This window comes from Paracoccus alcaliphilus (assembly GCF_028553725.1).
Classification (GTDB): Bacteria; Pseudomonadota; Alphaproteobacteria; order Rhodobacterales; family Rhodobacteraceae; genus Paracoccus; species Paracoccus alcaliphilus.
This window is the reverse complement of the sequence record NZ_CP067124.1, coordinates 2,600,346-2,625,454: the sequence shown is the minus strand read 5'-3', so window position 1 is coordinate 2,625,454 and position 25,109 is coordinate 2,600,346. Positions and strand designations below refer to the sequence as shown.

Sequence of the window (25,109 nt, the reverse complement as noted above, 5' to 3'; positions counted from 1 at the left end):
CAGTTTGTATGGCTCCGTGCCCCATCGTTTTCGATCTGGACGGGACGCTGATCGACAGCGCACCGGATATTCATGCCTGCGTCAACGCGGTTCTGCGCCAGCACGACCATCCGGCGCTGACCTTGCAGCAGGTTCGCAGCTTTATCGGCGGGGGCGTTGATATCCTTTGGCAAAAGATCATTCATGCCCTGGGCCTTCCGGCCGACAGCCAGCGTGATCTGGTGGCTTCTTTCATGGCGCGCTATCATGCGGCCACGGCGCTGACCCGGCTGTTTCCGGGGGTGACGGATGCGCTGGGGGTGCTGGCGGATCGGGGGCATCCTCTGGGGATCTGCACCAACAAGCCGCTGGTGCCGACGCGCGCCATTCTGGATCATTTCGGAATCGCCTCGGTCTTTTCCTGCATTGTCGGCGGCGATTCCCTGCCGGAAAAGAAGCCCGATCCGGCCCCGCTCCGGCTGGCTTTCGAGCAGTTGGGCGCCGATCCGCGTTCGCCTCAGGGTCTTTATGTCGGCGACAGTGAATTCGATGCCAGTTGTGCGGCCGCGGTGCCGGTGCCGTTCCTGATCTACAGTCGCGGCTATCGCCAGACACCACTGGAAAAACTGACATGGCAGGCGCAGTTCGATGATTTCACCGCCCTGCCCGACCTTGTCGAAGCCGGGGCGCCGGCATGATTTCGGCGCTGATCTGGGATGTGGACGGAACCCTGTCCGAGACCGAGGAAACACATCGCGCGGCCTTCAACAGCGCCTTTGCCGATGCGGGGCTGGATTGGACCTGGGACCGCGCCCTCTATCGCCGCCTGCTGCATGTTACCGGCGGAAAAGAGCGGGTACGGGCCTATGCGACTGAAGCCGGGGTGGATTTGACAGATCAGCAAATCTCCGAAATTCATAAATTAAAAACAGCACATTACGAAAGTCTTGTCGCATCTGGTCAGGTGTCGCTGCGCCCCGGAGTCGCGGATCTGATTGCGGCGGCTCGGGACGCCGGGTTGCGGCAGGCCATTGGGACGACGACCAGCAGGCCGAATGTCGATGCGCTGATCGCGGCGACGCTGGGGAAACCGGCGGGTGAGATCTTCGACGTGATCGCTGCGGGCGATGAGGTTGCGGCCAAGAAACCCGCGCCGGATGTTTATCTTCTGGCGCTAAATCGACTGGAAATGCAACCCGTTCAATGCCTTGCGCTGGAGGACAGCATGCCCGGCATGACGGCGGCCAGGGCGGCGGGTCTGCCGGTTCTGGTGACGCCCTCGGCCTATACCGATGATGGCGATTTCAGCGGGGCCGACTGGATCTGCGCCGATCTGACGGGCGCCCTGCCCCCGCCTCTGGCGCGTATTCTGGCTGTTGCTTGACATTCAGGGGCGAATAACCGCAATCCGGGGGACAGCATGAAACCGCAGCAAGGGCTTGCCATGGATTTGCGTCAATTGACCCCCGATCTTGCCGTTTCGCCGCAGATCGCCCCCGAGGACGTTCAGCGACTGGCGGATGCCGGGTTCAAGGTGCTGATCAACAACCGCCCCGATGCCGAGATCACGCCCGATATCGACCACAAGGTCTTCAAGGATGCGGCAAAGGCCGCGGGGATGGAATATCACTATCTGCCCTTTACCCCCGGTCAGATCACGCCCGAGCTGATTTCCGGCTTCGGTCAGGCGATCAGCGGTGAGCAGCCAGTCTTTGCCTATTGTCGTTCGGGCAATCGCAGCACGGTGCTCTGGGCGTTGAATCAGGCCGGAAAACTGCCTGAAACCGATATTCTCGAAACGGCGGCAAAGGCTGGATATGACCTGTCCGGACTGCGGCCGTTGCTGGCCTCACTGGCCAGCAACAAGGGCTGAAGATCAGACCGGCACGCCAAGCGCGCGTTTGACATTGGCGGTCCAGCCCAGCAGGCGCAGATCGCCTGCCTCGATGGCCGGACGTTTCATCACGCTGGGTTTTTCGCCCATCATCGCGACCGGATCGGCGGCGCGTTCGGCCTCGGACATGCCGCGCCAGGTCAGGCTGGCGCGATTGATGATCTTGTCGCTCCATTCCGCCACCAGCCTGCGGCGCAACTCTTCGTCCAGCGGCTGTTTCTGCACGTCGCGGAACGACACGCTCCAGCCATTGGCCTCGAGTTCGGCCTGCGCCTTCTGGCAGGTCGAGCAATGGGCAAGGCCGTAAAGGGTCAGCGTTCTGGTCATAGGAATACCTCGGGGTCAGTGAATTTCTAGGAATGCGGCGTATCGCCGTCATGCAGGCTGCGGCGGACGCGGCGCATCCCCCACCACACCACCAGAACGGCGATGGGGGTCAATGCGGCGACCAGAATGGCCTTGTCCAGCACCAAAGCCGAAGCGACCGGCGCCAAGGCATAGGACAGCAGCCCCACCGCGTAATAGCTGATGGCGACGACAGACAGCCCCTCGACCGTGTGTTGCAGCCGCAATTGCAGATCCGCGCGCCGGTCCATCCGCGACAGAAGGTCCTGATTCTGGGCCGAGCGCTGGACATCCACGCGCGTGCGCAGCAACTCGCCTGCGCGTTCGGTGCGGTCGATCATCTGGTTCAGTCGCGCCTCGGCGGATTTGACGGTGCGCATCGCGGGCTGATAGCGGCGGCGCATGAATTCGGTCAGCATCTGGCGGCCATGAAAGCGGCTCTCGCGCAGGGCCTGGATTCGGTCCATGACGATCGCCTCATAGGCCGCCGTCGCGCCAAAGCGGAAACTGTGCTGCACCGCCTGCGCCTCCAGTTCGGCGGAAACCGCCAGCAGGTCATGCAGCACCTCGTCCGGTTCCCGCCCGTCGGTCATTCCCTCGACAATGGCGGTCAGGCGCGGTTCCAGCTCGTTCAGGCGGCGTGACAGGCCACGAGCGCGGCCAAGACCCAGCATCGACATGGCGCGATAGGTTTCCAGCTCGACCAGACGGTGCAGGATGCGACCGATCCGCCCTGCCCCGACATCCGGACGCACGAACAGCGCGAAACGCATCCAGCCGTCGGAATCGATGCGGAAATCGCCGGCGATCATCGCCGATTCGTCCAGCACCCAGACAGAGGTCAGGCTGTCGCGGGCGAACCAGTTGCCCATCCGCTCCAGCGCCTCGGCGGGATCGTCGGGCAGAAAGTCGATCTGGACCAGCACCGCCGCGATCCGTTTGCCCGGCGCCTGACGCTGCCAGTCCTCGGGAAAGATCGCCCCGGCGCTGGGATCGAATGGGCGGATCGGCAGGCCCGGCACCGTCGCCATATAGGTCACGAATTCAGTGTGGCTTTCCCATTTCAGATCGTGGCGGCCCAGCTTGCCCTGATAATGGCTGTCCTCGGGATCGGGGCGCGGTCCGCCGTGGCGGGTGGTCAGTTGCGACAGGTGCGCGACATCCTGACCCCGGTCGCGATTGGCGGCGTTGCGTGGCTCCTTGAAGGCGACGAAGGCGCAGGTCGCGGGTGCCGTCAGCCGTGGCGAGGGCCGGGCGTGCAGCTCGCTTGCCAGTTCATAGCGCAGGGGATGTTCGGTTGCCGGACCCACGCGGGCCTCCATATTCGGTGCGGGGCAGGATGCCCGTCTGTTTTCCCTGCCATGATCGCGCGCATTTTCCAACCGGCATGGCATCCGATCATCGCAAAAAGCCCCTCGGCATTGACCGGAAAGCCGCAATGCCAAGGGTTTCGTCAGGATATGAAAAAGGGCGCGTCACGCGCGCCCTTTCCTGGTCATGCCGATGCTGCCCTTCACTCGACCATTGGCATGAGTTTATTGATGCTGTCCTTTGCGTCGCCATAGAACATTCGGGTGTTGTCCTTGAAGAACAGGGGGTTTTCGATGCCGGAATAGCCGGTGCCCTGACCGCGTTTCGACACGAAGACCTGTTTCGCCTTCCAGACCTCCAGCACCGGCATCCCGGCGATGGGGCTGTTGGGATCATCCTGCGCCGCCGGGTTCACGATGTCGTTGCTGCCGATCACGATCACCACGTCGGTCGAGGGGAAATCGTCGTTGATCTCGTCCATCTCCAGCACGATGTCATAGGGCACCTTGGCCTCGGCCAGCAGCACGTTCATGTGGCCGGGCAGACGGCCCGCGACCGGGTGGATGGCGAAACGCACCTCCTTGCCCGCCGCGCGCAGCTTGCGGGTCAACTCGCTGACCGCCGCCTGCGCCTGCGCCACCGCCATGCCGTAACCCGGCACGATCACCACGCTGTCGGCATCGTTCAGCGCCGCCGCCACGCCGTCGGCGTCGATGGCGATCTGTTCGCCCTCGATCTCCGCGGCAGGGCCGGTCTCGCCGCCGAAGCCGCCCAGGATCACGCTGACGAAATGGCGGTTCATCGCCTTGCACATGATATAGCTGAGGATCGCACCTGACGAGCCGACCAGCGCGCCCGTGACGATCAGCAGGTCGTTGCCAAGGGTGAAGCCGATCGCCGCCGCCGCCCAGCCGGAATAGCTGTTCAGCATCGACACAACCACCGGCATGTCGGCGCCGCCGATGCCCATGATCAGGTGATAGCCGATGAAGAAGGCCAGCAGGGTGATCAGCACCAGCCACAGCACGGGGGATCCGACATCGGCGCAGTAAAGCACCCCGAACAGGATCGACAGCGCCAGCGCGGTGGCATTCAGCATATGCCCGCCCGGCAGCTTTTTCGGCTTGCCGTCGATGCGGCCCGCCAGCTTGCCGAAGGCCACGACCGAGCCGGTGAAGGTGATCGCGCCGATGAAGATGCCAAGGAACACCTCGATCTTCAGCACCGCGATCTCGGCCGGGGTCTTGTGGGCCAGAACGGCGGCGAAGCCCTCGAAGGTGACGGCGGCATCGGCGGCCTTTTCGCGCAGCACCCGGGCCAGCTCGATCTGGGCGTTGAAGCCGACAAAGACCGCCGCCAGACCGACGAGGCTGTGCATCGCCGCGACCAGCTGCGGCATCTCGGTCATCTGCACGCGCTTGGCGATGACGAAACCGACGCTGCCGCCGATGGCGATCATGATCGCCGACAGCCACCAGTTGCCCGCGCCCGGCCCGAACAGCGTCGCCAGCACCGCCAGCGCCATGCCGACGATGCCGTACCAGATCGCGCGCTTGGCGCTTTCCTGACCCGACAGCCCCCCCAGCGAGAGGATGAACAGGATCGAAGCAACCACATAGACGGCAGTGGTAAATCCGTATTCCATCAGCCCCTCCTTACGATTTCTGGAACATGGCGAGCATGCGCCGGGTGACGAGGAAGCCGCCGAAGATGTTGACGCCCGCCATCAGCACCGCCAGCGCCCCCAGCACCACCACCCAGGCCGAGCCCGAGCCGATCTGCATCAGCGCCCCCAGAATGATGATCGACGAGATCGCATTGGTGATCGCCATCAGCGGCGTGTGCAGCGAATGGGCGACGTTCCAGATCACCCGGAAGCCCACGAAACAGGCCAGCACGAAGACGATGAAATGCGACAGGAAGCTGGCCGGAGCGACCAGCCCGATCAGCAGCAGGAACAGACCCCCGGCCACCAGCAGCGTGACCTGGCTTCTGGTCTCGGCGCGGAAGGCCGCGACCTCGGCGGCACGGCGCTCCTCGACCGTCAGTTCCTTCTTCTTCTCCTTGGGCTTCTGCGCCGCGATGGCCGCAACCTTCGGCGGCGGAGGCGGCCAGGTGATGTCGTGATCGCGGGTGACGGTGGCGCCACGGATCACGTCGTCCTCCATGTTGTGGTCGATCACGCCGTCTTTCTTCAGCGTCAGATCGGACATGAAATGGCGGATGTTGTTGCCGTAAAGCTCGGAGGCCTGTGCACCCATGCGCGAGGGGAAATCGGTATAGCCGATGATGGTCACGCCATTGTTGGTCACGATCCGCTCGTCCGGCACGGTCAGATCGCAATTGCCGCCCTTTTCGGCGGCCAGATCGACGATGACGCTGCCGCGCTTCATCGCCTCGACCATGTCCTTCGTCCACAGCTTGGGCGCATCGCGGCCCGGGATCAGCGCCGTGGTGATGACGATATCCATCTGCGGCGCCAGCTCGCGGAACTTCTCCAGCTGCTTTTCGCGGAATTCCGGGCTGGAGGGCGCGGCATAGCCGCCGGTCGCGGCCCCGTCCTGCGCCTGTTCCTCGAAATCGAGAAAGACGAACTCGGCCCCCATCGATTCGATCTGCTCGGCCACTTCGGGGCGCACGTCGAAGGCATAAACCTGCGCGCCCAGACTGACCGAAGCCCCGATCGCCGCCAGACCGGCCACGCCCGCGCCCACCACCAGAACCCTGGCCGGAGGCACCTTGCCCGCCGCCGTCACCTGACCGGTGAAGAAACGGCCGAAATTGTTGGCCGCCTCGATCACCGAACGGTAACCGGCGATATTGGCCATCGAGGACAGCGCGTCCATCTTCTGCGCCCGCGAGATCCGCGGCACCATGTCCATGGCGATGGCGGTGATGCCCTGCTGGCGGGCTGCTTCCAGCAACTCGCTGTTCTGCGCCGGATAAAAGAACGAGATCAGCGTCTGGCCTTCGCGCATCTGGCCGATTTCGCTCTCGCTGGGGGGGCGCACCCTGGCCACCACATCGACCGCCGCCAGAAGGCTGGCCGCCGTCGCCTCGACCGTCACCCCCGCCGCCGCGTAATCCTCGTCCGAGAAACCGGCGCGCGCGCCAGCCCCGGATTCGATGAATACCTCATGTCCCAGTTTCTGGAGATGCAAGGACGAGGAGGGCGTGATCGAAACACGAGCCTCCCCCTCAAAACTCTCCTTCAACGCGCCGATCTTCATCCTATGAAGGCCCCCCAGTTCCTATTGCCCAGAATTGGGCAACCCATACCATCGCGAAACAATCTTTCACAAGTGCGCTAACATCGCCGTTGCACCTAAAGGACGGATCGTTCGGCGGTTGCGGATAGTTGCGTGTGACCAAAGTCGTAGCAACCTTGCCGCGAAAATGGCCGCAGAAATGAAAACACCGCGCGAGAATTCGCGCGGTGTTCATGGTATTCGCGGCGTGGATCGGATCAGTTCGCCGGAGGGGTCGTCGTGGTGGTGCCCCCGGTGCCCGTCGTGGCGGGTTCGTCCTCGACCGAGATCGCGTCGTCCAGCGCGTCGGCGGCATTGTCGGCCGCAGCCTCGGCTTCGGCGGCGGCGTCCTCTGCCGCATCCACGGCGTCATTCACCGCGCCATCGACCGCTGCGCCCGTTTCGGCAGCCGCGTCGCTGGCGGCGTCGGCGGCGTTTTCCGCCTCGGTCGCGGCGGCATCGGCAGCCTCGCCAGCCGCTTCGGCAGCGTCGTCGACGGCCGCGCCAGTGGCGTCAGCGGCATCATCGGCAGCCTCTCCGGCAGCGTCGGCGGCGGTTTCGGCGGCATCCGCTGCGCTTTCGGCGGCGGCTTCGGCAGCCTCGCCCGTAGCGGTGGCGGCGTCATCGGCGGCATCCGAGGCCGCATCGGCGGCGTCGCCCGCAGCGTCTGCTGCCTCATCCGCAGCGGCTGCCGCATCGTCGGCGGCTTCCTCGGCGGCGGGTTCTTCGGTGGTGACGGTGGTGGTGTCGCCTTCGACGGCCACGGTGTCATCAGCCATGAAACGCTGCAGCACGAAATAGGCCAGCGCCAGTGCCAGAAGGACACCGATGATCAGCGGCAGGGGCGACGAACGACGCTCTACCGGCTCCACATAGGTTTCCTTCGGCTCGTCCGGTTGGGTCCGGTTCGGATCATTTGGGTCATGGGTCATCGCTGGCCTCCAGATTCAGTTTTATAAACACCGGTTTAGCGTTTCATGGTTTCGACAATCCGGTCACGGCTGTCAATTGCACAATTCGCCTGCAACCATCGGCCTGTCTTGCGACCCGGCATTCAGGCGAATAACACCAAGGATAAAAGCCGGGTTCCCTTGCCCCGGGTCTTTTTTTCGCTGCGGGAGAAGAGCATGACCATCGAGGCCACCGCGAATGAGCAATTTCTTGCCGATTATCGCCCCTATCCGTTCGATCTGAAGCAGGTCGCGCTGGAATTCGACCTGGCGCCAGCCGCCACGCGGGTTCTGGCGGCGCTGGATTTCCAGCCCCGAGAATCGGGGGCCGATCTGGTTCTGGACGGCGGCAAGCAGATCAAGCTGCTGTCGCTGACCATTGATGGCGCGGTGCCGGACGCCGCCCATGTCAGCCGCGACGACGAGACCCTGACCATCGCCGCCGCCGCCCTGCCCTCCGGTCCCTTCCGGCTGGAAACCGAAGTCCAGATAGATCCCTCGGCCAATACCGCCTTCGAGGGGCTGTATCTGTCGGGCGGCATGTTCTGCACCCAATGCGAGGCCGAAGGGTTCCGGCACATCACCTTCTATCCCGACCGGCCCGATGTGATGACGACTTTCCGCGTGCTGGTCCGCAGCGATCAGCCGGTACTGCTGTCGAACGGCAACCCGGTCCGGCAGGAACCCGGGCTGGCGGAATGGCACGATCCCTGGCCCAAGCCCAGCTATCTTTTCGCGCTGGTCGCAGGCGATCTGGTGGCGGTCAGCGACCACTTCACCACGCGGTCGGGCCGCGATGTGGCGCTGAATGTCTGGGTCCGTCCCGGCGATCAGGACCGCGCCGGTTTCGCCATGGAATCGCTGATCAAGTCGATGAAATGGGACGAGGATGCCTATGGCCGCGAATATGATCTGGACGTGTTCAACATCGTCGCCGTCGATGACTTCAACATGGGCGCGATGGAGAACAAGGGACTGAACATCTTCAATTCCAAACTGGTTCTGGCCAGCCCGGACACGGCGACGGATGCCGACTACGAGCGTATCGAATCGGTGATCGCGCATGAATATTTCCACAACTGGACCGGCAACCGGATTACCTGTCGCGACTGGTTCCAGCTGTGCCTGAAAGAGGGGCTGACGGTCTTTCGCGACCAGCAGTTCACCGCTGACATGCGTTCGGCGGCGGTCAAGCGGATCTCGGACGTGCAATCCCTGCGCGCGCGCCAGTTCCGCGAGGATCAGGGTCCGCTGGCCCATCCGCCGCGCCCCGATCACTATGAGGAAATCAACAATTTCTATACCGCCACGGTCTATGAAAAAGGCGCCGAGGTGATCGGCATGCTGAAGCGGCTGGTGGGCGACGACGGCTATCGCAAGTCGCTGGACCTGTATTTCCAGCGCCATGACGGCGATGCCGCGACCATCGAGGACTGGTTGCAGGTGTTCGAGGATGCCACCGGCCGCGACCTGACCCAGTTCAAGCGCTGGTATACCGATGCGGGCACGCCGCGCCTGAAGATGGCCGAGGACTGGGGTGATGGCCGGCTGACCCTGCGTTTCACGCAGAACACCCCGCCCACCCCCGGACAACCCGACAAACCCGCCCGCGTGATCCCGATCTCGGTGGGGCTGATCGGCCCCAATGGCGATGAGGTTCTGCCCAGCCAGATCCTCGAGATGACCGAGGCCAGCCAGAGCTTCAGCTTTGATGGTCTGGGGGCGCGGCCCGTGGTCTCGGCGCTGCGCGGCTTTTCCGCCCCGGTGATTCTGGAGCGGGAAATCGACGATGCGACCCGCGCCTTTCTGCTGGCCCATGACAGCGATCCCTTCGCCCGGTGGGAGGCCGGTCGCGATCTGGCGCTGTCGGCGCTGTTACAACTGGCGCAGGGGAACATGGCAGGGGATGACTATATCGCCGCCATCGGCCAGCTGATCGCGGATGAGAATGCCGATCCGGCCTTTCGCGCGCTGTGCCTGAACCTGCCGTCCGAAGAGGAAATCGCCACCCGCCTTTCAGCGCGGGGGGTTGTGCCCGACCCCGATGCGATCCATGCCGCCAGAACCGATCTTGCCCGCCGCATCGCCGAGACGCATGAGGCGCTGCTGTCCAACCTTTACCGCCTGATGGCGGTACCGGGCGCCTATTCCCCCGATGCGGATGCGGCGGCGCGGCGGTCGTTGCGCATCGCGGTTCTGGGGCTGCTGAGCCGGATCGACGGCGGCGACCGCGCCGAGGTGCTGTTCGGCACCGCCGGCAACATGACCGAACGGATGGCGGCGCTGGTCTGCCTGATCCGTCGCGGACGCGGCCAGACCGCCCTGCGCCTGCTGGAAGAGGAGTTCGGCGACAACCGACTGGTCATGGACAAGTGGTTCATGATCCAGCCGATGGTCGCGCCGGTGGCCGAATCGGTGCAGATCGCGCAAACCCTTGCCAAGCGGAAGGATTTCGACTGGAAGAACCCGAACCGCTTTCGCGCCCTGCTGGGCGGGCTGGCGGCGAATCACGCGGGCTTTCACCGGGCCGATGGCGCGGGTTACGCTTTCACCGCCGACTGGCTGATGAAGATGGACCGCGCCAATCCGCAGATCGCGGCGCGCATGTCCACCGCCTTCGAGACCTGGACCCGCTATGACGCGGGACGGCGCGAAAAGGCGCTGGCGGCGTTGCAGCGCATGGCCGCGATGGAGGGGATCAGCCGCAACCTGCGCGAGATGGTTTCGCGGATGATCGCCGCCCGGAAATGATCCAGCTTGTGCGCTTGGGGGTGGCGGGGCAGGATCATGCAGATGACTGAGACCCTTGCCGAAGCCCGGGCCGAAATGCAGGCCCGCCTTGACCCGCTGATCGCCGAGCGGGCCCCCTGGCTTCATTCCCGCGGCGTCCTTCCGGCCATCGCGCGGGCGGTAATGATGCCGCTGCTGCGCTATCCACGCACGCTGGATCTGGGGGCGGAATTCCGCGACCTGCCGGTGGATGAGATCATGCGCCGCATGGCCCGGCTGATCCTGCGCGATGTCCGGGTCGAGGGGTTGGAGCATCTGCCCGCCTCGGGTCCGGCGCTGATCGTGTCGAACCACCCGACCGGCATCGCCGACGGCATCGTGCTGCATGCGCTGATCTCGCAACTGCGCAATGATCTGTTCATCTATGCCAATCACGACATGATCCGGGTCCTGCCGCAAACGGCAGACCTGATCGCCGGGGTCGAATGGCGGGTGGAAAAGCGCAGCCATGCCAAGACCAAGGCGACGATGGACTATACCCGCGCGGCCCTGGAGGCGGGACGGATCGGGCTGATCTTCCCCTCGGGCCGGCTGGCGCATCGCCGGGGCCTGCGCCTGCATGAGCGGCCCTGGATGGCCTCGGCCGCGATGATCGCGCGCAAGTTCCGGGTGCCGGTCATTCCGCTGCGGATCCGGGCGCACAATTCGGCACTGTTCTATCTGCTGGACGCGCTGCACCCGACCTTGCGCGACGTGACCCTGTTCAACGAGGTGCTGAACAAGCATCGCCAGACCTATCGCGTGACCATCGGCCTGCCGATCGACCCCGACACCCTGCCCAAAGGCAGCGAAGAGGCGATCGCCCAACTGCGCGAGACCGTCCTGGCCCTGCCCGATACCGGGCCAACTGCGGCCCGGCTGATGCAGGAAACCGGGGGCGTCCGGCTGATCCGTGGCCGGCGCGAGATGGCATGAGCGGGTTTGCGTCCCGCGACGCCGGGGGGCTGGCTGCCCCCCGGACCCCCCGCGGATATTTCCGCACCAAAGATGGGGCGGGCTTGAGAGATCGGGTTTGCAGCACTATCTTGTTCTGAGCAGCAAGACAGGATGTCCGACCCATGTTCGCCATTCCCGGCACCGCCCCCGTCACGATCACACCGGCGGCTGAAAAGCAGATCGCCCGGCTGATGACCGGCAAGAACGCCTTCGGCCTGCGGATTGGGCTGAAGAAAGGCGGCTGCGCGGGCATGGAATACACGATGGAACTGGCAAAGGCGCCCGAGCCGAACGAAGAGGTGGTCGAACAGGGGGCTGCGCGGGTCATGATCTCGCCCATGGCGCAAATGTTCCTGTTCGGCACGCAGATCGATTATGAGACCGGGCTGCTGGAATCGGGTTTTCGGTTCAACAATCCCAATGTGACCGATTCCTGCGGTTGTGGCGAATCAATCCGGTTCGAGCCGCTGGAAGGCAGCCGCACGCAGGACGGCTGATCCGTCACTTTCTGCCGACTTGCCTTGCGCAGCTGTTGCCCCTAAGCCATGGCCGCAAACCTGAAAGGAGGGTCCGGATGGCACCGCGCAAACTTGCTGCAGGAAACTGGAAGATGAATGGCGATCTGGCGGCATTGGCCGAGATCGATGCCATGCTGGAAGCCGCGGCGGCTTCGGAATGCGAGGTGCTGCTCTGCCCGCCCGCGCCATTGATCCAGGCGATGAAAGCACGGATCGGCGAAGGCTCCATTGCCGTTGGTGGTCAGGACTGCCATGCCTCGGTTTCCGGGGCCCATACCGGCGATGTGTCGGCGATGCTTCTGCGGGATGTCGGGGCGGATTACGTCATCCTGGGTCATTCGGAACGGCGCGCCGATCACGGAGAATCCGATGCCGATGTCGCGGCCAAGGCTGTTGCCACCCATGAGGCCGGGCTGACCGCCATCATCTGTGTGGGCGAAACCGAAGCACAGCGCGACAGCGATGAGACCCTGAATGTGATAGCCGCGCAACTGGCCGGATCTCTGCCCACTGGGGCGACCGCGGCCAATACTGTCATCGCCTATGAGCCCGTCTGGGCGATCGGCACTGGCCGCACCCCCACCACGGGACAGATCGCCGAGGTTCACGCGCTGATGCGCGACAAGCTGCGGGGCGTGATCGCGGATGCCGATGATGTGCGGCTGCTCTATGGTGGCAGCGTGAAACCCGGCAACGCGACCGAAATCTTTGCCATCGCCAATGTGGATGGCGCACTGGTGGGTGGTGCAAGCCTCAAGGCCACTGATTTCGGGCCGATCATGGCCGCACTGTCGGCAGCCTGATTCATTGTAAGGCGGTGCCGATCCTGCGCATCGCCGAAACCACCTCATCACGAAGATAAGGCAACAATAGCCCCATCTTTGGTGCAATAAATATCCTCAGGGGGTGAATTGCGGTCGTCAGGACGCAAGAGGGGGCGCGAGCGCCCCCTGCCCGTCTCAACCCATCTTCCGCAGATAGGTCCAGGTCGGCACGCGGGAGTTGCGCGCCACAGACCAGCTTTCGGCATCGCCCAGATAGACGAAACCGCAATTGGTCAGTACCCGGGCGGAACCGGGATTGTCCTGAAACGCCTCGGCGAACAATGTCCGGGCCTTGTGCGGATTGGCGGCCACCAAGGCTTCGACAGCCTCGGTGGCGAAGCCGGTATTCCAGAAGCCGGCGCCCACCCAGAAGCCAAGCTCTGACTGGTCGCCTTCCATCCGGGTCAGCGACACCACGCCCAGCAACTCGGCCAGACGGTTGGCCGAGCCGTCGATGGCCCAGACATCCTCGGCCCGGTCCGGTGCCAGGGCGCGCTGCACGAATCCCTGTGCAGATCCCGGCGGCAGCGGATGCGGTATCGCCCGCGTTCCTTCCGCTACACGGCGATCCGATGTGTAATGGGCAATCAGTCCGGCATCCGAAACCCGCAGCGGACGCAACACAAAGCGCGGCGTCTCGATCACCGGCTGAATATCCGGCACCGCCTCTTTCACATTCAACTCACCCAACCGGCTGTCCTCCCTCATCGGCGCGGCCATCCCGTTTCCCTCCCCGGAAACTGTCGAGGGGGACCGGCTTTCGCCGATCCCCCTCTAACAATGAATTGTTAACCCTGGGTTACTCGGCGGCTTCGAAATTCGCAGGCATGACCGAAATATAGGTGCGACCCTTCAGGCCCTTCCTGAAGGCCACCTGACCGTCGCTCAGCGCGAACAGGGTGTGGTCGCGGCCCATGCCGACATTGTCACCCGGCCACCATTTGGTGCCGCGCTGACGCACGATGATGTTGCCGGCGATCGCTTCCTGACCGCCATACAGTTTCACGCCAAGACGGCGACCGGCCGAATCGCGACCGTTGCGGGACGAACCGCCTGCTTTCTTATGTGCCATGGTTCAGTCTCCTTACGCGTTTTCTTTGGTGCGCGCGCCGATGGCGGCCTTCACGCCGGTCTTGTCGGCGCCCTTGTCCAGCACGTCGGTGACGCGCAGCAGGGTCAGTTGCTGACGATGACCACGGGTCCGCTGCGAGCTGTGCTTGCGGCGGCGCTTGACATAGGTGATGACCTTGTCGGCCTTGATCTGGTCGATCACTTCGGCCTGCACGCAGGCCCCATCGACCAGCGGCGCACCAAGGGTCGAGCCGACCATCAGAATCTCGTTGAACTGGACCTTGTCGCCAGCCGCGGCATTCAGCTTTTCAACGCGCAGGACGTCGCCCGCCTGCACCTTGTATTGCTTGCCGCCCGTTTTCAGAACTGCGAACATCGCATCTTTCCTTGTTTTCCGCGTCCTGCGGCCCCGGTCATCACCGGTGTTTCAGGGTGTCCCCGCCTTCGAACAGCGCCCCCATTCCGGATGGGGTGTCGATTAAAATAACGCACCGGCCAAGGCTTTGGGGCCGGCCGGTGCCGCCGATATGGCCGATCATCGCCCCGAAGTCAAGCAGAGGCAGCAAATTCCGGCTGCATTCCTCTGCCCATTCCGGGTGCTCAGCCCGCCGCCTTCTCTTCCAGCAGCAACCATTCCTCTTCCGCACCCGCCAGCGCCGCCTGACGCTCCGACAGCGCCGTACTGGCCTTTTCGAATTTCGCGGGCGAAGTGGCGTAAAGATCCGGATCGGCAAGGAATTCGGACAGTTTGCCGATCTCGGCCTCCAGCCGTTCGATGATCGCGGGCAGTTCGTCCAGACGGTGCTTTTCCGTAAAGCTGAGACCAGACCGCGCCGCCGGCGCCTTTTCAGGCGCGGCGGCTTTCTTGGCGGGAGCGGTTACTTGAGTGACGGCGGCATCCTCGCCCCGTTGGGCGCGATAATCGCTCCAGCCACCGGCATAGGTCACCGCGCGCCCGTCGCCTTCCATTGCCACGGTGGTATCGGCCACCCGGTCGATGAAATCGCGGTCATGGCTGACCAGCAGCACGGTGCCATCGTAATCGCCCAGAAGATCCTGCAACAGATCCAGCGTTTCCACGTCCAGATCGTTGGTCGGCTCGTCCATGACCAGCAGGTTCGAGGGCTTCGCCATCAGCCGCGCCAGCAGCAGCCGCGCCTTTTCGCCACCCGACAGGCTGCGGACCGGCGCGCGGGCCTGCGCATCGTCGAACAGGAAATCTTTCAGATAGGCGACGACATGTTTCGGCTGGCCGCGCACCATGACCTGATCGGCCCGGCCCGAGACCCGCATATCCGTGTCCCCGGCCAGCGATTCCCACAGCGTCTGGTCCGGGTTCAGCGCGGCGCGGGCCTGATCGAAAACCGCGATCTCCAGATTGGTGCCCAGGCTGACCGTGCCCTCATCGGGCGCGATCTCGCCGGTCAGCATCTTGATCAAGGTGGTTTTGCCCGCGCCATTGGGGCCGACAAAGGCGATCCGGTCGCCGCGATTCACCCGCAGATCGAAGGGGCGCAGGATCACGCGATCGCCAAAGGCCTTGGCGATGCCCCGCGCCTCGATCACCTTCTTGCCCGATTGCGGCCCGGAATCCAGCGCCATCGCCGCCGTGCCCTGACGCCGGATCTGCGCGCTGCGCTCGGCCCGCAGCGCCGCCAGCGCGCGGACCCGGCCCTGATTGCGCTTGCGCCGCGCGCTGATGCCTTCGACCGCCCAACGCGCCTCGGCCTTGATCTTGCGGTCCAGCTTGTGGCGCGCGTCGTCCTCGGCGGCCCAGACGGTCTCGCGCCAGTCCTCGAAACCCTCGAAACCCTTTTCCTGGCGGCGTACCTCGCCCCGGTCGATCCACAGGGTCGCGCGGGTCAGCGCCCGCAGAAAGGCGCGGTCATGGCTGATCAGCACATAGGCCGCGCGGGTCTGTTTCAGGTGATCCTCCAGCCATCCGATGGCCTCGATATCCAGATGGTTGGTCGGCTCGTCCAGCAGCATCAGTTCGGGCGCCTGCGCCAGCAGACGCGCCAGCGCGGCGCGGCGGCGCTCTCCGCCCGAGGCCGTGGCCACCGGCCGGTCGGGATCGAATTTCAGCCCCTCGGCCGCCATCTCGACGCGATAGCCCTCGGTTTCGGGCAGGCCCATACGCGCAAAATCGCCAAGTGTGGCGAAGTCCGACAGATCCGGATCCTGCTCCATATAGCCGACCTGCGTGCCTGCACCCAGAACCACCTCGCCCCGGTCGGGCTCGACCAGCGCCGCCATGACCTTCATCAGCGTCGACTTGCCCGAGCCGTTACGCCCGACCAAGGCCACCCGGTCACCTTGCTGGATGGTCAGGGAAAGCCCCTCGAAAACGGGATTGCCGCCGAAGGTCAGGGAAATATCGGTCAGTTGAAGAAGCGGTGCGCGTGCCATGCCAGCGCCCTAGCCTGCCCGGCTGCGGGGGTCAATCCGCCCCGTGACGTGCCCTCTGATCTGCCCCCCATCTGCCCTCGCGGCACAACCGAAGCAAACGGGGCGATGCGGGGGCGGCAGCCCCCGAGCCTTGCCGGCCCTTCGATGGGGTCGGCAAGGCTGCCCCTTCAGATTCCGGCATGGAAAAGGGCGCCGGCCGCGCCCCTTCCCATCTCACGATACGCAAAAAGATCAGGCGCCCTTATAGATATCGACCAGCTTGCCCAGCATATCCAGCGCATCCTCGCGCGAACGCTGGAAGCTGTTGCGCCCGATGATCGAGCCATTTCCGCCGCCGTCGCGGATCGCGCGGGCGTCGTCATAGACCGCATCGGCACCCTTGGCCGCACCGCCCGAGAACACCACGATGCGCCGCCCGCCAAAGGCCGCCTGCATGCAATGTTCGACGCGCTTGGCCTGCGTGGCGATGTCGATCTTCTTGTCCTCATAGACCTTCTTCGCCTCGGGCAGCATCAGATGGTCGGTGGACAGCTTGATCTTGATGATATGCGCGCCGATCAGCGCCGCGATCTGGGCGGCATAGGCGGCCACGTCGATGGCGGTCTCGCCGTCCTTGGTGATCGCCTCGCCGCGCGGATAGGACCAGATCACGGTCGCCACGCCCTTGGCGGCGGCCTCCTTGCGCATCTCGACGATCTCCTCGAACATGTCCAGCGCCATGTCCGAACCCGGATAGACGGTGAAGCCGATGGCCGCGCAGCCCAGACGCAGCGCGTCATCGACCGAGGCCGTGACCGCCTGGTTCTTGCCCGCCGTGTCCGACATCAGCGAATTGGCGCTGTTGACCTTGAGGATGGTCGGGATCTGGCCGGCGAAGGTATCGGCCCCTGCCTCGATCATGCCAAGCGGCGCGGCATAGGCGTTCAGCCCGGCATCGATGGCCAACTGGTAATGGTAATGCGGGTCGTAACCGGCCGGGTTCGGCGCAAAGCTGCGCGCCGGGCCATGCTCGAATCCCTGATCCACGGGAAGGATGATCATCTTGCCGGTGCCCGCCAGCCTGCCGGTCATCAGCATCCGTGCCAGCTGCGCTTTGACGCCCGGAGTCTCGCCCTCGTAATTCGCAAGAATCTTGCGCACCGTATCGGTCATCGTCATTGGAATGGATCTCCTTTCGTGATGGCCGGTGCATATCATACGAAAGGGGGGTGGCAATGTTGTTGACGCTAACAAGCCCGCCCGCGCCGCCGCGATCGGCAAATCCGCGCCGCGACGCGTCGGAATGGCGGCACAACTGTCTAAAATGCAAGGGATTACGGAGTCGAGGCCGGGGCATTTTCATGCCAATCTGACAGTGAACCACTCTTACAGGAACGAACAAGACAGGCGCTTGCAGATGGAGATGAACACCGCCCTCATGCCCTATTCGCTGTCAGCCGCGGGCAGCAGCGCAATCGGAACCTCGAATGCCGAAGGCAACGGCGCGCGGGCATTTTCGCTGGCCCCCGCCGCGCAGAACATCGCCTTTTATTTCCGCAACTGGCCCTTTCCGGTCGATGCCACCGAACAGCTGTGGGACGATACCGAAATGCGGTCATGGCAGGAAAAGCTGGCCAGCTATCGCGAGGCTAGTCTGATCCGGCGCACGGAAAAGGCGCAGACCGAAGAACCGAAGCCCGCCGAAGCCCGTCCGGCGGAACCCGGCGCGCGTAATGGGGCCGCCCCGCCCCTTGGCCCCGATGCGTCACAGGACGATGCGCTGCGCGTGGTGACTGCGCCAAAGCCAGCGGCGGCGGAATCACAGCCCGCGCCGGATCGGAGCGAACCTGCGATGATCTCGCCTGAACAAGCCGCCGACACGCCGCCTGCCGACACGGAACAAGGCGCATAGATCGCGGCACAATATAAAAGGGACGCCCTCGGCGCCCCTTTTTTCACATTATCGGACAAGGCGCCTCTCAGCGTGCCGAGGCTTCCAGCGCCGCCACGCCGGGCAGTTCCTTGCCTTCCATCCATTCAAGGAAGGCCCCGCCCGCGGTCGAGATGAAGGTAAAGCTGTCCGCCACGCCCGCCTTGTTCAGCGCCGCAACCGTATCGCCACCACCTGCAACCGAGGTCAGCTTGCCTTCGCGCGTCAGCTCTGCCGCAGCCTGTGCGGCGGCGTTGGTGGCGCGGTCGAAGGGTTCGATCTCGAAGGCGCCAAGCGGGCCGTTCCAGATCAATGTGCGGCAGGTGGTCATGGCCGCACGCAGCGATTCGACGGTCGCCGGACCGGCATCCAGGATCATCGCATCTGCGGGGCATTGATCGACCGGCAGGGTTTCGCTGTCGGCCCCGGCCTTGAACTCTCGCGCCACCACGATATCGACCGGCAGGTGGATGGTGCAGCCCCCGTTCGAGGCCTTCTCCAGAATCGCGCGGGCGGTATCGGCCATCTCACGCTCGGCCAGCGATTTGCCGACCTCGACCCCTTGCGCGACAAGGAAGGTGTTGGCCATGCCGCCGCCGATCACCAGATGATCCACCCGGTCGATCAGGTTCATCAGCAGGTCCAGCTTGGTCGAGACCTTGGCCCCGCCGACCACCGCCATGACCGGGCGTTGCGGATTGCCAAGGGCGGCGTCCAGCGCCTTCAGTTCGGCCTCCATCAGCCGTCCGGCGCCTGCGGGCAGCAGCCGCGCCAGCCCCTCGGTCGAGGCATGGGCGCGATGCGCAGCCGAGAAGGCGTCATTGATATAGGCCCCGCCAAGCGCGGCCAGCGAGGCGGCAAAGGTCGCGTCGTTCTTTTCCTCGCCCTCGTGAAAGCGGGTGTTTTCCAGCAGTGCCACATCGCCCGGTTTCAGGTCGGCAACGACCCGCTTGGCCGGGCCGCCGATGCAATCATCGGCGAAGGCCACCTTCTGTCCCAGCGCCGCCTCCAGTGCGGGCAGCACCACCTTCAGGCTCATGCTGTCCACACGCTGGCCCTTGGGACGATCGAAATGGGCCAGCAGGACGGGAATGCCGCCCTTGGCCTGAATATCCTTGACGGTGGGTACGATCTTTTCGATCCGCGTGGTGTCGGTCACCCTGCCATTCTCGACCGGGACGTTCACGTCAACACGGGTCAGCACGGCCTTCCCGTCCAGTTCCATATCATCGATCGTCTTGAATGCGGCCATGTCGCGTCCTTTCGGGCTGTGAGGCGTCTGGCGGCTTGTCCCGCATGATTGGCAGCGCGTCAACTCTCGCTAAGGTATGACGTGGTCGTTATCCGCGCGTGAGGCGCAACCGCGTTGCCCTTCGGCCCGCAAGTCAATAAGTCTGGCAGTGACACTGGCAAAGGAGGGCCGGATGGCCGATATCAAGGATCCAGAGAATACCGTCATCATCGAGCTGAAAGACGGTCCTGTCGTCGTCGAGCTGCTGCCCGATGTCGCGCCCGAACATGCCAAGCGCATGAAGGAACTGGCCCGCGCAGGCGCCTATGACAATGTCGCCTTCCATCGCGTGATCGAGGGCTTCATGGCGCAGACCGGCGACGTGCAGCATGCCAATATGGAGAATGGCTGGAATCCGGGCCGTGCAGGCACCGGCGGTTCCGACCTGCCCGATCTGCCGGCGGAATTTTCCAAGCTGCCGCATGACCGTGGCACGCTGGGGGCTGCGCGTTCGGCCAATCCCAACAGCGCCAACAGCCAGTTCTTCATCAATTTCAAGGACAACCATTTCCTGAACGGTCAATATACGGTCTATGGCCGGGTCGTTTCGGGGATGGAACATGTGGATGCCATCGCTCGGGGCGAGCCACCCGCGCAACCCGACCGGATGATCTCGGTCAAGGTGGCTGCCGATGCGTAAGCTGATCCTGCCCCCCGCGATTCTTGCTGTGATGGCCGGTGCCGCGCTGGCTCAGGAGGCGCCCCAGAACGAGGATGGCCCCGGCCCCAACATGGTGATCGAGGTTGCCGCCGCCGATGGCACCGCCAAGGGCACCATCACGCTGGACCTGCTGCAAGAGACCGCGCCCAACCATGTCGCGCGTCTGGTCGAACTGGCGCAATCGGGTGCCTATGACGGAGTCGTCTTTCACCGCGTGATCGAAGGCTTTATGGCGCAGACCGGCGATGTGCAGCACGGCAAGCAGGATGGCGACATCTCGATGGCGGGCACCGGCGGCTCGGACCTGCCGGATCTGGATGCCGAGTTCGGCGATATCAGCTTTCAGGCCGGAACCGTGGGCATGGCCCGCGCGCAGGACCCCAACAGCGCCAACAGCCAGTTCTTCATCGACCTGGCCCCGGCGACCTTCCTTGACGGGCAATATACCGTCGTGGGTCAGCTGATCGACGGCTGGGACGTGCTGCAATCCATCACCAAGGGCGACCCGGCGGCTAATGGCAAGGTGGACGAGCCCGACTATATGGCGACGGTAACCATCGTCGAATAAGCGGCGGCGCAGAACAACGTCGCGACAAGGGGGCCTTCGGGTCCCCTTTTTACTTGCGGGCGGCGAAGACAGGTGCCTATCTGTGCCGTCATGGAAATGCGCGACATAACAGATGTGATTGAAATCACTCCTTCCGCCCGGATCGAGACCGACCGGCACGGCTGGCGGGCCAAATGCCTGCAACGGCTGGTCCGAATGGGCCTGCCGGTGCCGCGCAGCGTGGCGATCTCATCCGCTGCGGTGCAGGATATCGCCAAGGGCCAGCCGGTCCCGAAAGAACGGTTCCGCGACCTGTTCGGCAATGGCGAAACATTGGTCAGTGTCCGTCCCTCGGCGGTGCGCACCGAGTGGGGCGGCCCCGGCACGGTGCTGACCGTCGGCATCAATGACGCAAGCCACGCCTGCCTGTCGCGCAGCATCGGGCAGGATAATGCCGATGCGATCTATCTGTCCTTCGTGCAATCCTATGCCATCAATATCGCCCGGCTTGACCCCGACATGTTCGCGCAGGAAGGCCCCGACGCGCTGAGCGATGCGCTGCGGCTGTTTCGCGAAGAAATGGACGAGCCCTTTCCACAGGACCCGGCCAGACAACTGGCCGAGGTGTTGCGTTCGATGGCGCGGGCATGGGAGGGGCCGACCGCGCGGCTTTTGCGTCAGGCCAAGGGCGCGCCCGCCGATGCGCCTCTGGGTCTGGTGGTGCAGGAAATGGCGCTGGGGATGGGGCCGGGTCTGTGCGGTTCCGGCACGATCCAGTTCGCCGATTCGGTTACCGGCCAGCCCCGCGTGACCGGGCGCTTTCGGGGCCAGCGGCAGGGCAGCGCCGTCGGACCCGGCGCCGAGACGCTGTATCTGACCCGCGACGAACGCGGCCCCTCGCTGGAGGAAGCCGCCCCCGAGGTCTTTGCCGATCTGATCCGCTTTGGCATCGCCGCCCGCGAAAGGCTGCGCGAAGAGATGCAGCTGGAATTCGTGGTCAGTGACGGCCGCATCTCGATCATCGACGCCACCCGCGTCCAGCGCAGCGCCCGCGCCAGTGTCCGCATCGCCGTGGCGCTGGCCAGCGACGGGATCATTCCCCCAGACGAGGCGCTGATGCGGATCGAGCCGCGCGCCCTTGCCGATCTGCTGCACCATCAGGTCGATCCGCGCGCGCCGCGCGATCTGATCACGCGCGGCATCAATGCCAGCCCCGGCGCGGCCACAGGCAGGATCGTCTTTTCCTCGGCCGCCGCGCAGGCTTCGGCCGCGCGGGACGAGCCCTGCGTGCTGGTCCGCCGCGAAACCGTCCCCGAGGATATCCGCGGCATGCATGCCTCGGTCGGGGTGCTGACCGGACGCGGCGGCACCACCAGCCATGCCGCCGTGATCGCGCGCGGTCTGGGCCTGCCCTGCATCGTCGGCGCCTCGGATATCAGCATCGACCTGCGTAACCGCATTCTGCGCGCGGGCGGGCGCAGCTTTCGCGAGGGCGAGGTCATCACCATCGACGGCAGCACCGGCGAGGTTCTGGCCGGGGCCGCCGCCATGCTGGAACCGGCGCTGGACGACAGTTTCGAGCAATTGCTGGAATGGGCCGATCAGGCCGGTGGCATCGGCGTGCGCGCCAATGCCGATTCGCCCGAGGACGCCCGCACCGCGCGGCGCTTCAAGGCGCAGGGCATCGGGCTGTGCCGCACCGAACATATGTTCTTTGACGCCAGCCGCCTGCATGCCATGCGAGAGATGATCTTTGCCGACACGCCCGAGGATCGGCGGCTGTCGCTGCAACGCATCCTGCCCATGCAGCGAGAGGATTTCATCGAACTGTTCCAGATCATGGCCGGCCTTCCTGTCACCATCCGCCTGTTCGATCCGCCGCTGCATGAATTCCTGCCCCATGACCGCGATGAATTGCGTGAACTGGCCGAATCGCTGGATCTGCCGCTGTCGGACGTGACCCGCCGCGTCGAGGCCCTGTCGGAATTCAATCCGATGCTGGGGATGCGCGGCGTGCGGCTGGGCATCACCGTGCCCGAAATCTATGACATGCAGGCCCGCGCCATTTTCGAGGCCACCATCGAGGCCAGCCGCCACGGCGACCCGGTCGTGCCCGAGATCATGGTCCCGCTGGTATCCGCCCGCCGCGAGGTCGAACTGGTCAAGACCCGGATCGATGCCGTCGCCGCCGCCGTGCGCAACGAACGGCGCGCCGAATTCACCTATCGTCTGGGGGTGATGGTCGAAACCCCCCGCGCCTGCCTGCGCGCCGGAGAGATCGCCCTGCATTCCGCCTTTCTGTCCTTCGGCACCAACGACCTGACGCAGATGACCTATGGCCTGTCGCGCGACGATGCCGGGCGCTTCATGAGCATCTATGTCAATCAGCAGGTCTATGAAGAGGACCCCTTCCATATTCTGGATCAGGAAGGCGTCGGGGAGTTGCTGCTGATCGGCGCCGAACGCGCCCGCGCCCATCATCCGGGCATTACCCTGTCGGTCTGCGGGGAACATGGCGGCAATCCCGAGTCCATCGCCTTCTGCCAGCGGGCGGGGCTGGATTATGTGTCCTGTTCGCCCTTCCGGGTGCCGATCGCGCGGCTGGCAGCAGCCCAATGCGCCATCCGCGAAGCCCGCGAGAAGGCCACGGATCCCCGCAAGACCGAATCGTGACCGGACATTCCAAGTGGTTGATATAGTGCCGAAACGGACCTATTCGGGCCGGCTTTTGCCGTTTTCCGCCCGTTAACGATTTCCCTATCGGCGGGTTTCTGCCCAGTTTCGCATGAAAATCGGCTTTCGCCCCCCTCGCGCGGATGTGCGGTGGCGACAGGGGCGCGGATAATCTTATCCATTTTTCCAGCCCTGCGGCGGCAAACCCGTTTCCTGTCGCGGCGACCTTAAAGTTCCGTCAAGGAAAACGGTATAACAGGATTGACCATGACCAAGCTGCTGCCACGGCTTGCACGTTTATGTTTTTGTGCTGCCACCCTTACGACCCTGACCATCACCAGCGCCGTTGCGGGGGGCAACGGATCGCTGTTCTCGTCCAGTTCCAAGCTGCTGGGCGGTGCGACGACGGTTGCTGAATCGCCTCGCGCAGCACCGCTTCTATATACGGATTCCGAGCCTGTGAAGGTGAAAACAGCACCCGAACAGTTGTTTCTTGCACGCAATACGCCCCGCTTCAGCGCCAATGACCTGAACTGTCTGGCAGAGGCCGTTTACCACGAGGCGCGCGGAGAAAGCCGGCAGGGTCAGGCCGCCGTGGCCGAGGTGATTCTGAACCGCGTGGACAGCCGCCAGTTTCCCTCGACCGTCTGCGGGGTAATCAACCAGCCGGCGCAGTTCAGCTATACCATCGGGGGACGCAAGGCGATCAGCAACAAGGCCGCCTATCTGCGCGCCCGCCAGATTGCCGAGGCCGCGCTGTCGGGCGCGCCGCGCAACCTGACCAATGGCGCGACCTATTTCCACACCCCCGCCGTGCGTCCGGCATGGTCGCACCGCTTCCAGCGCACCGTTCAGATCGGCGCGCATATCTTCTATCGCACCGGCCAGCGCGTCGCCTCGAACTGAGGCCGCCCTTCGCCCTTGCCTGTCGGGCGAATTTGCTGTGAATGGCGGATATGGAGCATCCTGACCGTATCCACCTGCGCGATTACATCGTCTCGACCGAGATCGGCGCCTTTCAGTCCGAACGCGGCACCCAACAGCGGCTGCGTTTCAACCTGAGCGTCGATCTGTCCCAGCCGGTCAGCGGCGTGGGCGATCAGGTCGATGCGATCCTGTCCTATGACGTGCTGACCCGCGCCGTGGAAACCGCCCTTGCCGATCAGCGCTACAATCTGGTCGAGACCCTGGCCGAGAAGATCGCCGCCGAGGTTCTGGCCCATCCCAACGCCGCGCGGATCCAGGTCACGGTCGAAAAGCTGGACCGGGGGCCCTTCGCGCTTGGCGTCACCATCACCCGCAGTACGGGTCGGGTCGAGGCCACCGCTTCCGGGGCCAGCGCCGTGGTTCTGCTGCACAAGACGGCGATCCCGGCGCCCGCTGGCCCGGTGGTGATCGTGCCCCCGGCGCCCGGCCTGCCCTTGCCCCCGGGCGGCGATCAGCGGCGCATCGCGCTGCTGGCGCTGGATCAGGCGGCATGGGCGCTGGCGGGCGATCTGGGGCTGAGAGTCGCCGAAAGCCGGACCGAGCTGGAACACGCAATTCTTGCCGGTCATCCGGTGGTCTGGGCCCCTGCCCGGCTGGCTGCCGACGATTCCGGGGCCGGGGTCGATCCGTTCGGCCTTGCGCTCTGGCTGGCCCGCCGCCTTGATGCGCGCGAGGTTTTGCTGGCCCTGCCTGCGGACGAGGCGATGCCGGACCTGCCCGCGGACCAGCCGGTCCCGGTCCGCCGTACCCTTGGCTAAATCATTCG

Annotated in this window: 24 protein-coding genes; 13 read left to right on the top strand and 11 right to left on the bottom strand. The window is 64.7% G+C overall.

Annotation, left to right across the window (positions count from 1 at the left end; genetic code table 11):
* The first annotated feature begins 8 nt into the window (after positions 1-8).
* From gph to JHW40_RS13525, 3 genes are read left to right on the top strand one after another with little or no spacing between them, the layout of a single operon-like run.
* Complete coding sequence (gene gph, locus JHW40_RS13535; RefSeq protein ID WP_244519146.1) at positions 9-677, top strand: phosphoglycolate phosphatase; 669 nt, start codon at positions 9-11, stop codon at positions 675-677.
* A complete protein-coding gene (locus JHW40_RS13530; RefSeq protein ID WP_090611341.1) occupies positions 674-1,363 on the top strand; it encodes an HAD family hydrolase in 690 nt (229 codons plus the stop codon). Before gph ends, JHW40_RS13530 begins: the two co-directional genes overlap by 4 nt.
* Positions 1,364-1,423: 60 nt before the next feature.
* The gene (locus JHW40_RS13525; RefSeq protein ID WP_090611342.1) at positions 1,424-1,852 is read left to right on the top strand and encodes a protein tyrosine phosphatase family protein; all 429 of its coding nucleotides are present in this window, start codon (positions 1,424-1,426) and stop codon (positions 1,850-1,852) included.
* Between the two features lie 3 nt (positions 1,853-1,855).
* Here JHW40_RS13525 and JHW40_RS13520 read toward each other — a convergent pair whose 3' ends face one another.
* The 5 genes from JHW40_RS13520 to JHW40_RS13500 form a co-directional block, all read right to left on the bottom strand.
* On the bottom strand, positions 1,856-2,200 hold the full coding sequence (locus tag JHW40_RS13520) for an ArsC/Spx/MgsR family protein (protein ID WP_090611343.1): 345 nt from the start codon (positions 2,198-2,200) through the stop codon (positions 1,856-1,858).
* 26 nt (positions 2,201-2,226) lie between these two features.
* A complete protein-coding gene (locus JHW40_RS13515; RefSeq protein ID WP_170851783.1) occupies positions 2,227-3,528 on the bottom strand; it encodes a DUF3422 family protein in 1,302 nt (433 codons plus the stop codon).
* A gap of 203 nt (positions 3,529-3,731) precedes the next feature.
* Entirely contained in the window at positions 3,732-5,174 is a 1,443-nt protein-coding gene (locus JHW40_RS13510) for an NAD(P)(+) transhydrogenase (Re/Si-specific) subunit beta (protein WP_272848989.1), read from the bottom strand.
* Between the two features lie 10 nt (positions 5,175-5,184).
* Positions 5,185-6,759 (bottom strand): Re/Si-specific NAD(P)(+) transhydrogenase subunit alpha, encoded by a 1,575-nt coding sequence (locus tag JHW40_RS13505; protein ID WP_272848988.1) that lies wholly within the window; start codon positions 6,757-6,759, stop codon positions 5,185-5,187.
* Positions 6,760-6,995: 236 nt separating this feature from the next.
* Positions 6,996-7,709, bottom strand: coding sequence for a hypothetical protein (locus tag JHW40_RS13500; protein ID WP_090613998.1), 714 nt, complete (start codon positions 7,707-7,709; stop codon positions 6,996-6,998).
* A gap of 195 nt (positions 7,710-7,904) precedes the next feature.
* Here JHW40_RS13500 and pepN point away from each other — a divergent pair, with 195 nt between their 5' ends.
* From pepN to tpiA, 4 genes are all read left to right on the top strand, one after another.
* Positions 7,905-10,478, top strand: a complete 2,574-nt coding sequence (pepN, locus tag JHW40_RS13495) for an aminopeptidase N (protein ID WP_090614148.1) — start codon at positions 7,905-7,907, stop codon at positions 10,476-10,478.
* A 42-nt stretch (positions 10,479-10,520) separates the two neighbouring features.
* Positions 10,521-11,432, top strand: a complete 912-nt coding sequence (locus tag JHW40_RS13490) for a 1-acyl-sn-glycerol-3-phosphate acyltransferase (protein WP_244519255.1) — start codon at positions 10,521-10,523, stop codon at positions 11,430-11,432.
* A gap of 143 nt (positions 11,433-11,575) precedes the next feature.
* Positions 11,576-11,950: a HesB/IscA family protein gene (locus JHW40_RS13485; RefSeq protein ID WP_090614000.1), complete on the top strand. Its 375-nt coding sequence runs from the start codon at positions 11,576-11,578 to the stop codon at positions 11,948-11,950.
* Positions 11,951-12,027: 77 nt separating this feature from the next.
* Entirely contained in the window at positions 12,028-12,774 is a 747-nt protein-coding gene (gene tpiA, locus JHW40_RS13480) for a triose-phosphate isomerase (protein ID WP_090614003.1), read from the top strand.
* A 156-nt stretch (positions 12,775-12,930) separates the two neighbouring features.
* Here tpiA and JHW40_RS13475 read toward each other — a convergent pair whose 3' ends face one another.
* The 5 genes from JHW40_RS13475 to JHW40_RS13455 all read right to left on the bottom strand — a co-directional run bounded on the left by JHW40_RS13475 (position 12,931) and on the right by JHW40_RS13455 (position 17,433).
* Complete coding sequence (locus JHW40_RS13475) at positions 12,931-13,515, bottom strand: GNAT family N-acetyltransferase (protein ID WP_419182442.1); 585 nt, start codon at positions 13,513-13,515, stop codon at positions 12,931-12,933.
* A gap of 79 nt (positions 13,516-13,594) precedes the next feature.
* Positions 13,595-13,867, bottom strand: coding sequence for a 50S ribosomal protein L27 (gene rpmA / locus JHW40_RS13470; protein WP_090614005.1), 273 nt, complete (start codon positions 13,865-13,867; stop codon positions 13,595-13,597).
* A gap of 12 nt (positions 13,868-13,879) precedes the next feature.
* Positions 13,880-14,242: a 50S ribosomal protein L21 gene (rplU, locus tag JHW40_RS13465; protein WP_090614010.1), complete on the bottom strand. Its 363-nt coding sequence runs from the start codon at positions 14,240-14,242 to the stop codon at positions 13,880-13,882.
* A 224-nt stretch (positions 14,243-14,466) separates the two neighbouring features.
* A complete protein-coding gene (locus JHW40_RS13460; RefSeq protein ID WP_090614013.1) occupies positions 14,467-16,275 on the bottom strand; it encodes an ABC-F family ATP-binding cassette domain-containing protein in 1,809 nt (602 codons plus the stop codon).
* 231 nt (positions 16,276-16,506) lie between these two features.
* A complete protein-coding gene (locus JHW40_RS13455; RefSeq protein ID WP_090614015.1) occupies positions 16,507-17,433 on the bottom strand; it encodes a class I fructose-bisphosphate aldolase in 927 nt (308 codons plus the stop codon).
* A gap of 238 nt (positions 17,434-17,671) precedes the next feature.
* On the opposite strand from JHW40_RS13455, the gene JHW40_RS13450 reads away from it, so the two are divergent.
* Entirely contained in the window at positions 17,672-18,166 is a 495-nt protein-coding gene (locus JHW40_RS13450) for a hypothetical protein (RefSeq protein ID WP_090614018.1), read from the top strand.
* 67 nt (positions 18,167-18,233) lie between these two features.
* Here JHW40_RS13450 and JHW40_RS13445 read toward each other — a convergent pair whose 3' ends face one another.
* Positions 18,234-19,436, bottom strand: a complete 1,203-nt coding sequence (locus JHW40_RS13445; protein ID WP_090614020.1) for a phosphoglycerate kinase — start codon at positions 19,434-19,436, stop codon at positions 18,234-18,236.
* 172 nt (positions 19,437-19,608) lie between these two features.
* Between JHW40_RS13445 and JHW40_RS13440 the strand changes: the two genes are divergently transcribed.
* The 5 genes from JHW40_RS13440 to JHW40_RS13420 all read left to right on the top strand — a co-directional run bounded on the left by JHW40_RS13440 (position 19,609) and on the right by JHW40_RS13420 (position 25,101).
* Complete coding sequence (locus tag JHW40_RS13440; protein ID WP_090614023.1) at positions 19,609-20,115, top strand: peptidylprolyl isomerase; 507 nt, start codon at positions 19,609-19,611, stop codon at positions 20,113-20,115.
* Positions 20,108-20,704 carry a peptidylprolyl isomerase gene (locus JHW40_RS13435; protein WP_090614025.1) on the top strand — a complete coding sequence of 199 codons (597 nt, stop codon included), beginning with the start codon at positions 20,108-20,110 and terminating at the stop codon, positions 20,702-20,704. The genes JHW40_RS13440 and JHW40_RS13435 overlap by 8 nt, the downstream gene beginning before the upstream one ends.
* 90 nt (positions 20,705-20,794) lie before the next feature.
* Entirely contained in the window at positions 20,795-23,356 is a 2,562-nt protein-coding gene (locus JHW40_RS13430) for a putative PEP-binding protein (RefSeq protein WP_419182473.1), read from the top strand.
* A gap of 267 nt (positions 23,357-23,623) precedes the next feature.
* Positions 23,624-24,262, top strand: coding sequence for a cell wall hydrolase (locus JHW40_RS13425; protein WP_090614028.1), 639 nt, complete (start codon positions 23,624-23,626; stop codon positions 24,260-24,262).
* Positions 24,263-24,312: 50 nt separating this feature from the next.
* Positions 24,313-25,101: a dihydroneopterin aldolase gene (locus JHW40_RS13420; protein WP_090614030.1), complete on the top strand. Its 789-nt coding sequence runs from the start codon at positions 24,313-24,315 to the stop codon at positions 25,099-25,101.
* Positions 25,102-25,109: the final 8 nt, after the last annotated feature.

Coding starts and splice junctions, on each gene's coding strand:
- gph (WP_244519146.1), top strand. CDS start 9: ATGGCTCCGTGCCCCATCGTTTTCGATCTGGACGGGACGCTGATCGAC.
- JHW40_RS13530 (WP_090611341.1), top strand. CDS start 674: ATGATTTCGGCGCTGATCTGGGATGTGGACGGAACCCTGTCCGAGACC.
- JHW40_RS13525 (WP_090611342.1), top strand. CDS start 1,424: ATGGATTTGCGTCAATTGACCCCCGATCTTGCCGTTTCGCCGCAGATC.
- JHW40_RS13520 (WP_090611343.1), bottom strand. CDS start 2,200: ATGACCAGAACGCTGACCCTTTACGGCCTTGCCCATTGCTCGACCTGC.
- JHW40_RS13510 (WP_272848989.1), bottom strand. CDS start 5,174: ATGGAATACGGATTTACCACTGCCGTCTATGTGGTTGCTTCGATCCTG.
- JHW40_RS13505 (WP_272848988.1), bottom strand. CDS start 6,759: ATGAAGATCGGCGCGTTGAAGGAGAGTTTTGAGGGGGAGGCTCGTGTT.
- JHW40_RS13500 (WP_090613998.1), bottom strand. CDS start 7,709: ATGACCCATGACCCAAATGATCCGAACCGGACCCAACCGGACGAGCCG.
- pepN (WP_090614148.1), top strand. CDS start 7,905: ATGACCATCGAGGCCACCGCGAATGAGCAATTTCTTGCCGATTATCGC.
- JHW40_RS13490 (WP_244519255.1), top strand. CDS start 10,521: ATGACTGAGACCCTTGCCGAAGCCCGGGCCGAAATGCAGGCCCGCCTT.
- JHW40_RS13485 (WP_090614000.1), top strand. CDS start 11,576: ATGTTCGCCATTCCCGGCACCGCCCCCGTCACGATCACACCGGCGGCT.
- tpiA (WP_090614003.1), top strand. CDS start 12,028: ATGGCACCGCGCAAACTTGCTGCAGGAAACTGGAAGATGAATGGCGAT.
- JHW40_RS13475 (WP_419182442.1), bottom strand. CDS start 13,515: ATGGCCGCGCCGATGAGGGAGGACAGCCGGTTGGGTGAGTTGAATGTG.
- rpmA (WP_090614005.1), bottom strand. CDS start 13,867: ATGGCACATAAGAAAGCAGGCGGTTCGTCCCGCAACGGTCGCGATTCG.
- rplU (WP_090614010.1), bottom strand. CDS start 14,242: ATGTTCGCAGTTCTGAAAACGGGCGGCAAGCAATACAAGGTGCAGGCG.
- JHW40_RS13460 (WP_090614013.1), bottom strand. CDS start 16,275: ATGGCACGCGCACCGCTTCTTCAACTGACCGATATTTCCCTGACCTTC.
- JHW40_RS13455 (WP_090614015.1), bottom strand. CDS start 17,433: ATGACGATGACCGATACGGTGCGCAAGATTCTTGCGAATTACGAGGGC.
- JHW40_RS13450 (WP_090614018.1), top strand. CDS start 17,672: ATGGAGATGAACACCGCCCTCATGCCCTATTCGCTGTCAGCCGCGGGC.
- JHW40_RS13445 (WP_090614020.1), bottom strand. CDS start 19,436: ATGGCCGCATTCAAGACGATCGATGATATGGAACTGGACGGGAAGGCC.
- JHW40_RS13440 (WP_090614023.1), top strand. CDS start 19,609: ATGGCCGATATCAAGGATCCAGAGAATACCGTCATCATCGAGCTGAAA.
- JHW40_RS13435 (WP_090614025.1), top strand. CDS start 20,108: ATGCGTAAGCTGATCCTGCCCCCCGCGATTCTTGCTGTGATGGCCGGT.
- JHW40_RS13430 (WP_419182473.1), top strand. CDS start 20,795: ATGGAAATGCGCGACATAACAGATGTGATTGAAATCACTCCTTCCGCC.
- JHW40_RS13425 (WP_090614028.1), top strand. CDS start 23,624: ATGACCAAGCTGCTGCCACGGCTTGCACGTTTATGTTTTTGTGCTGCC.
- JHW40_RS13420 (WP_090614030.1), top strand. CDS start 24,313: ATGGAGCATCCTGACCGTATCCACCTGCGCGATTACATCGTCTCGACC.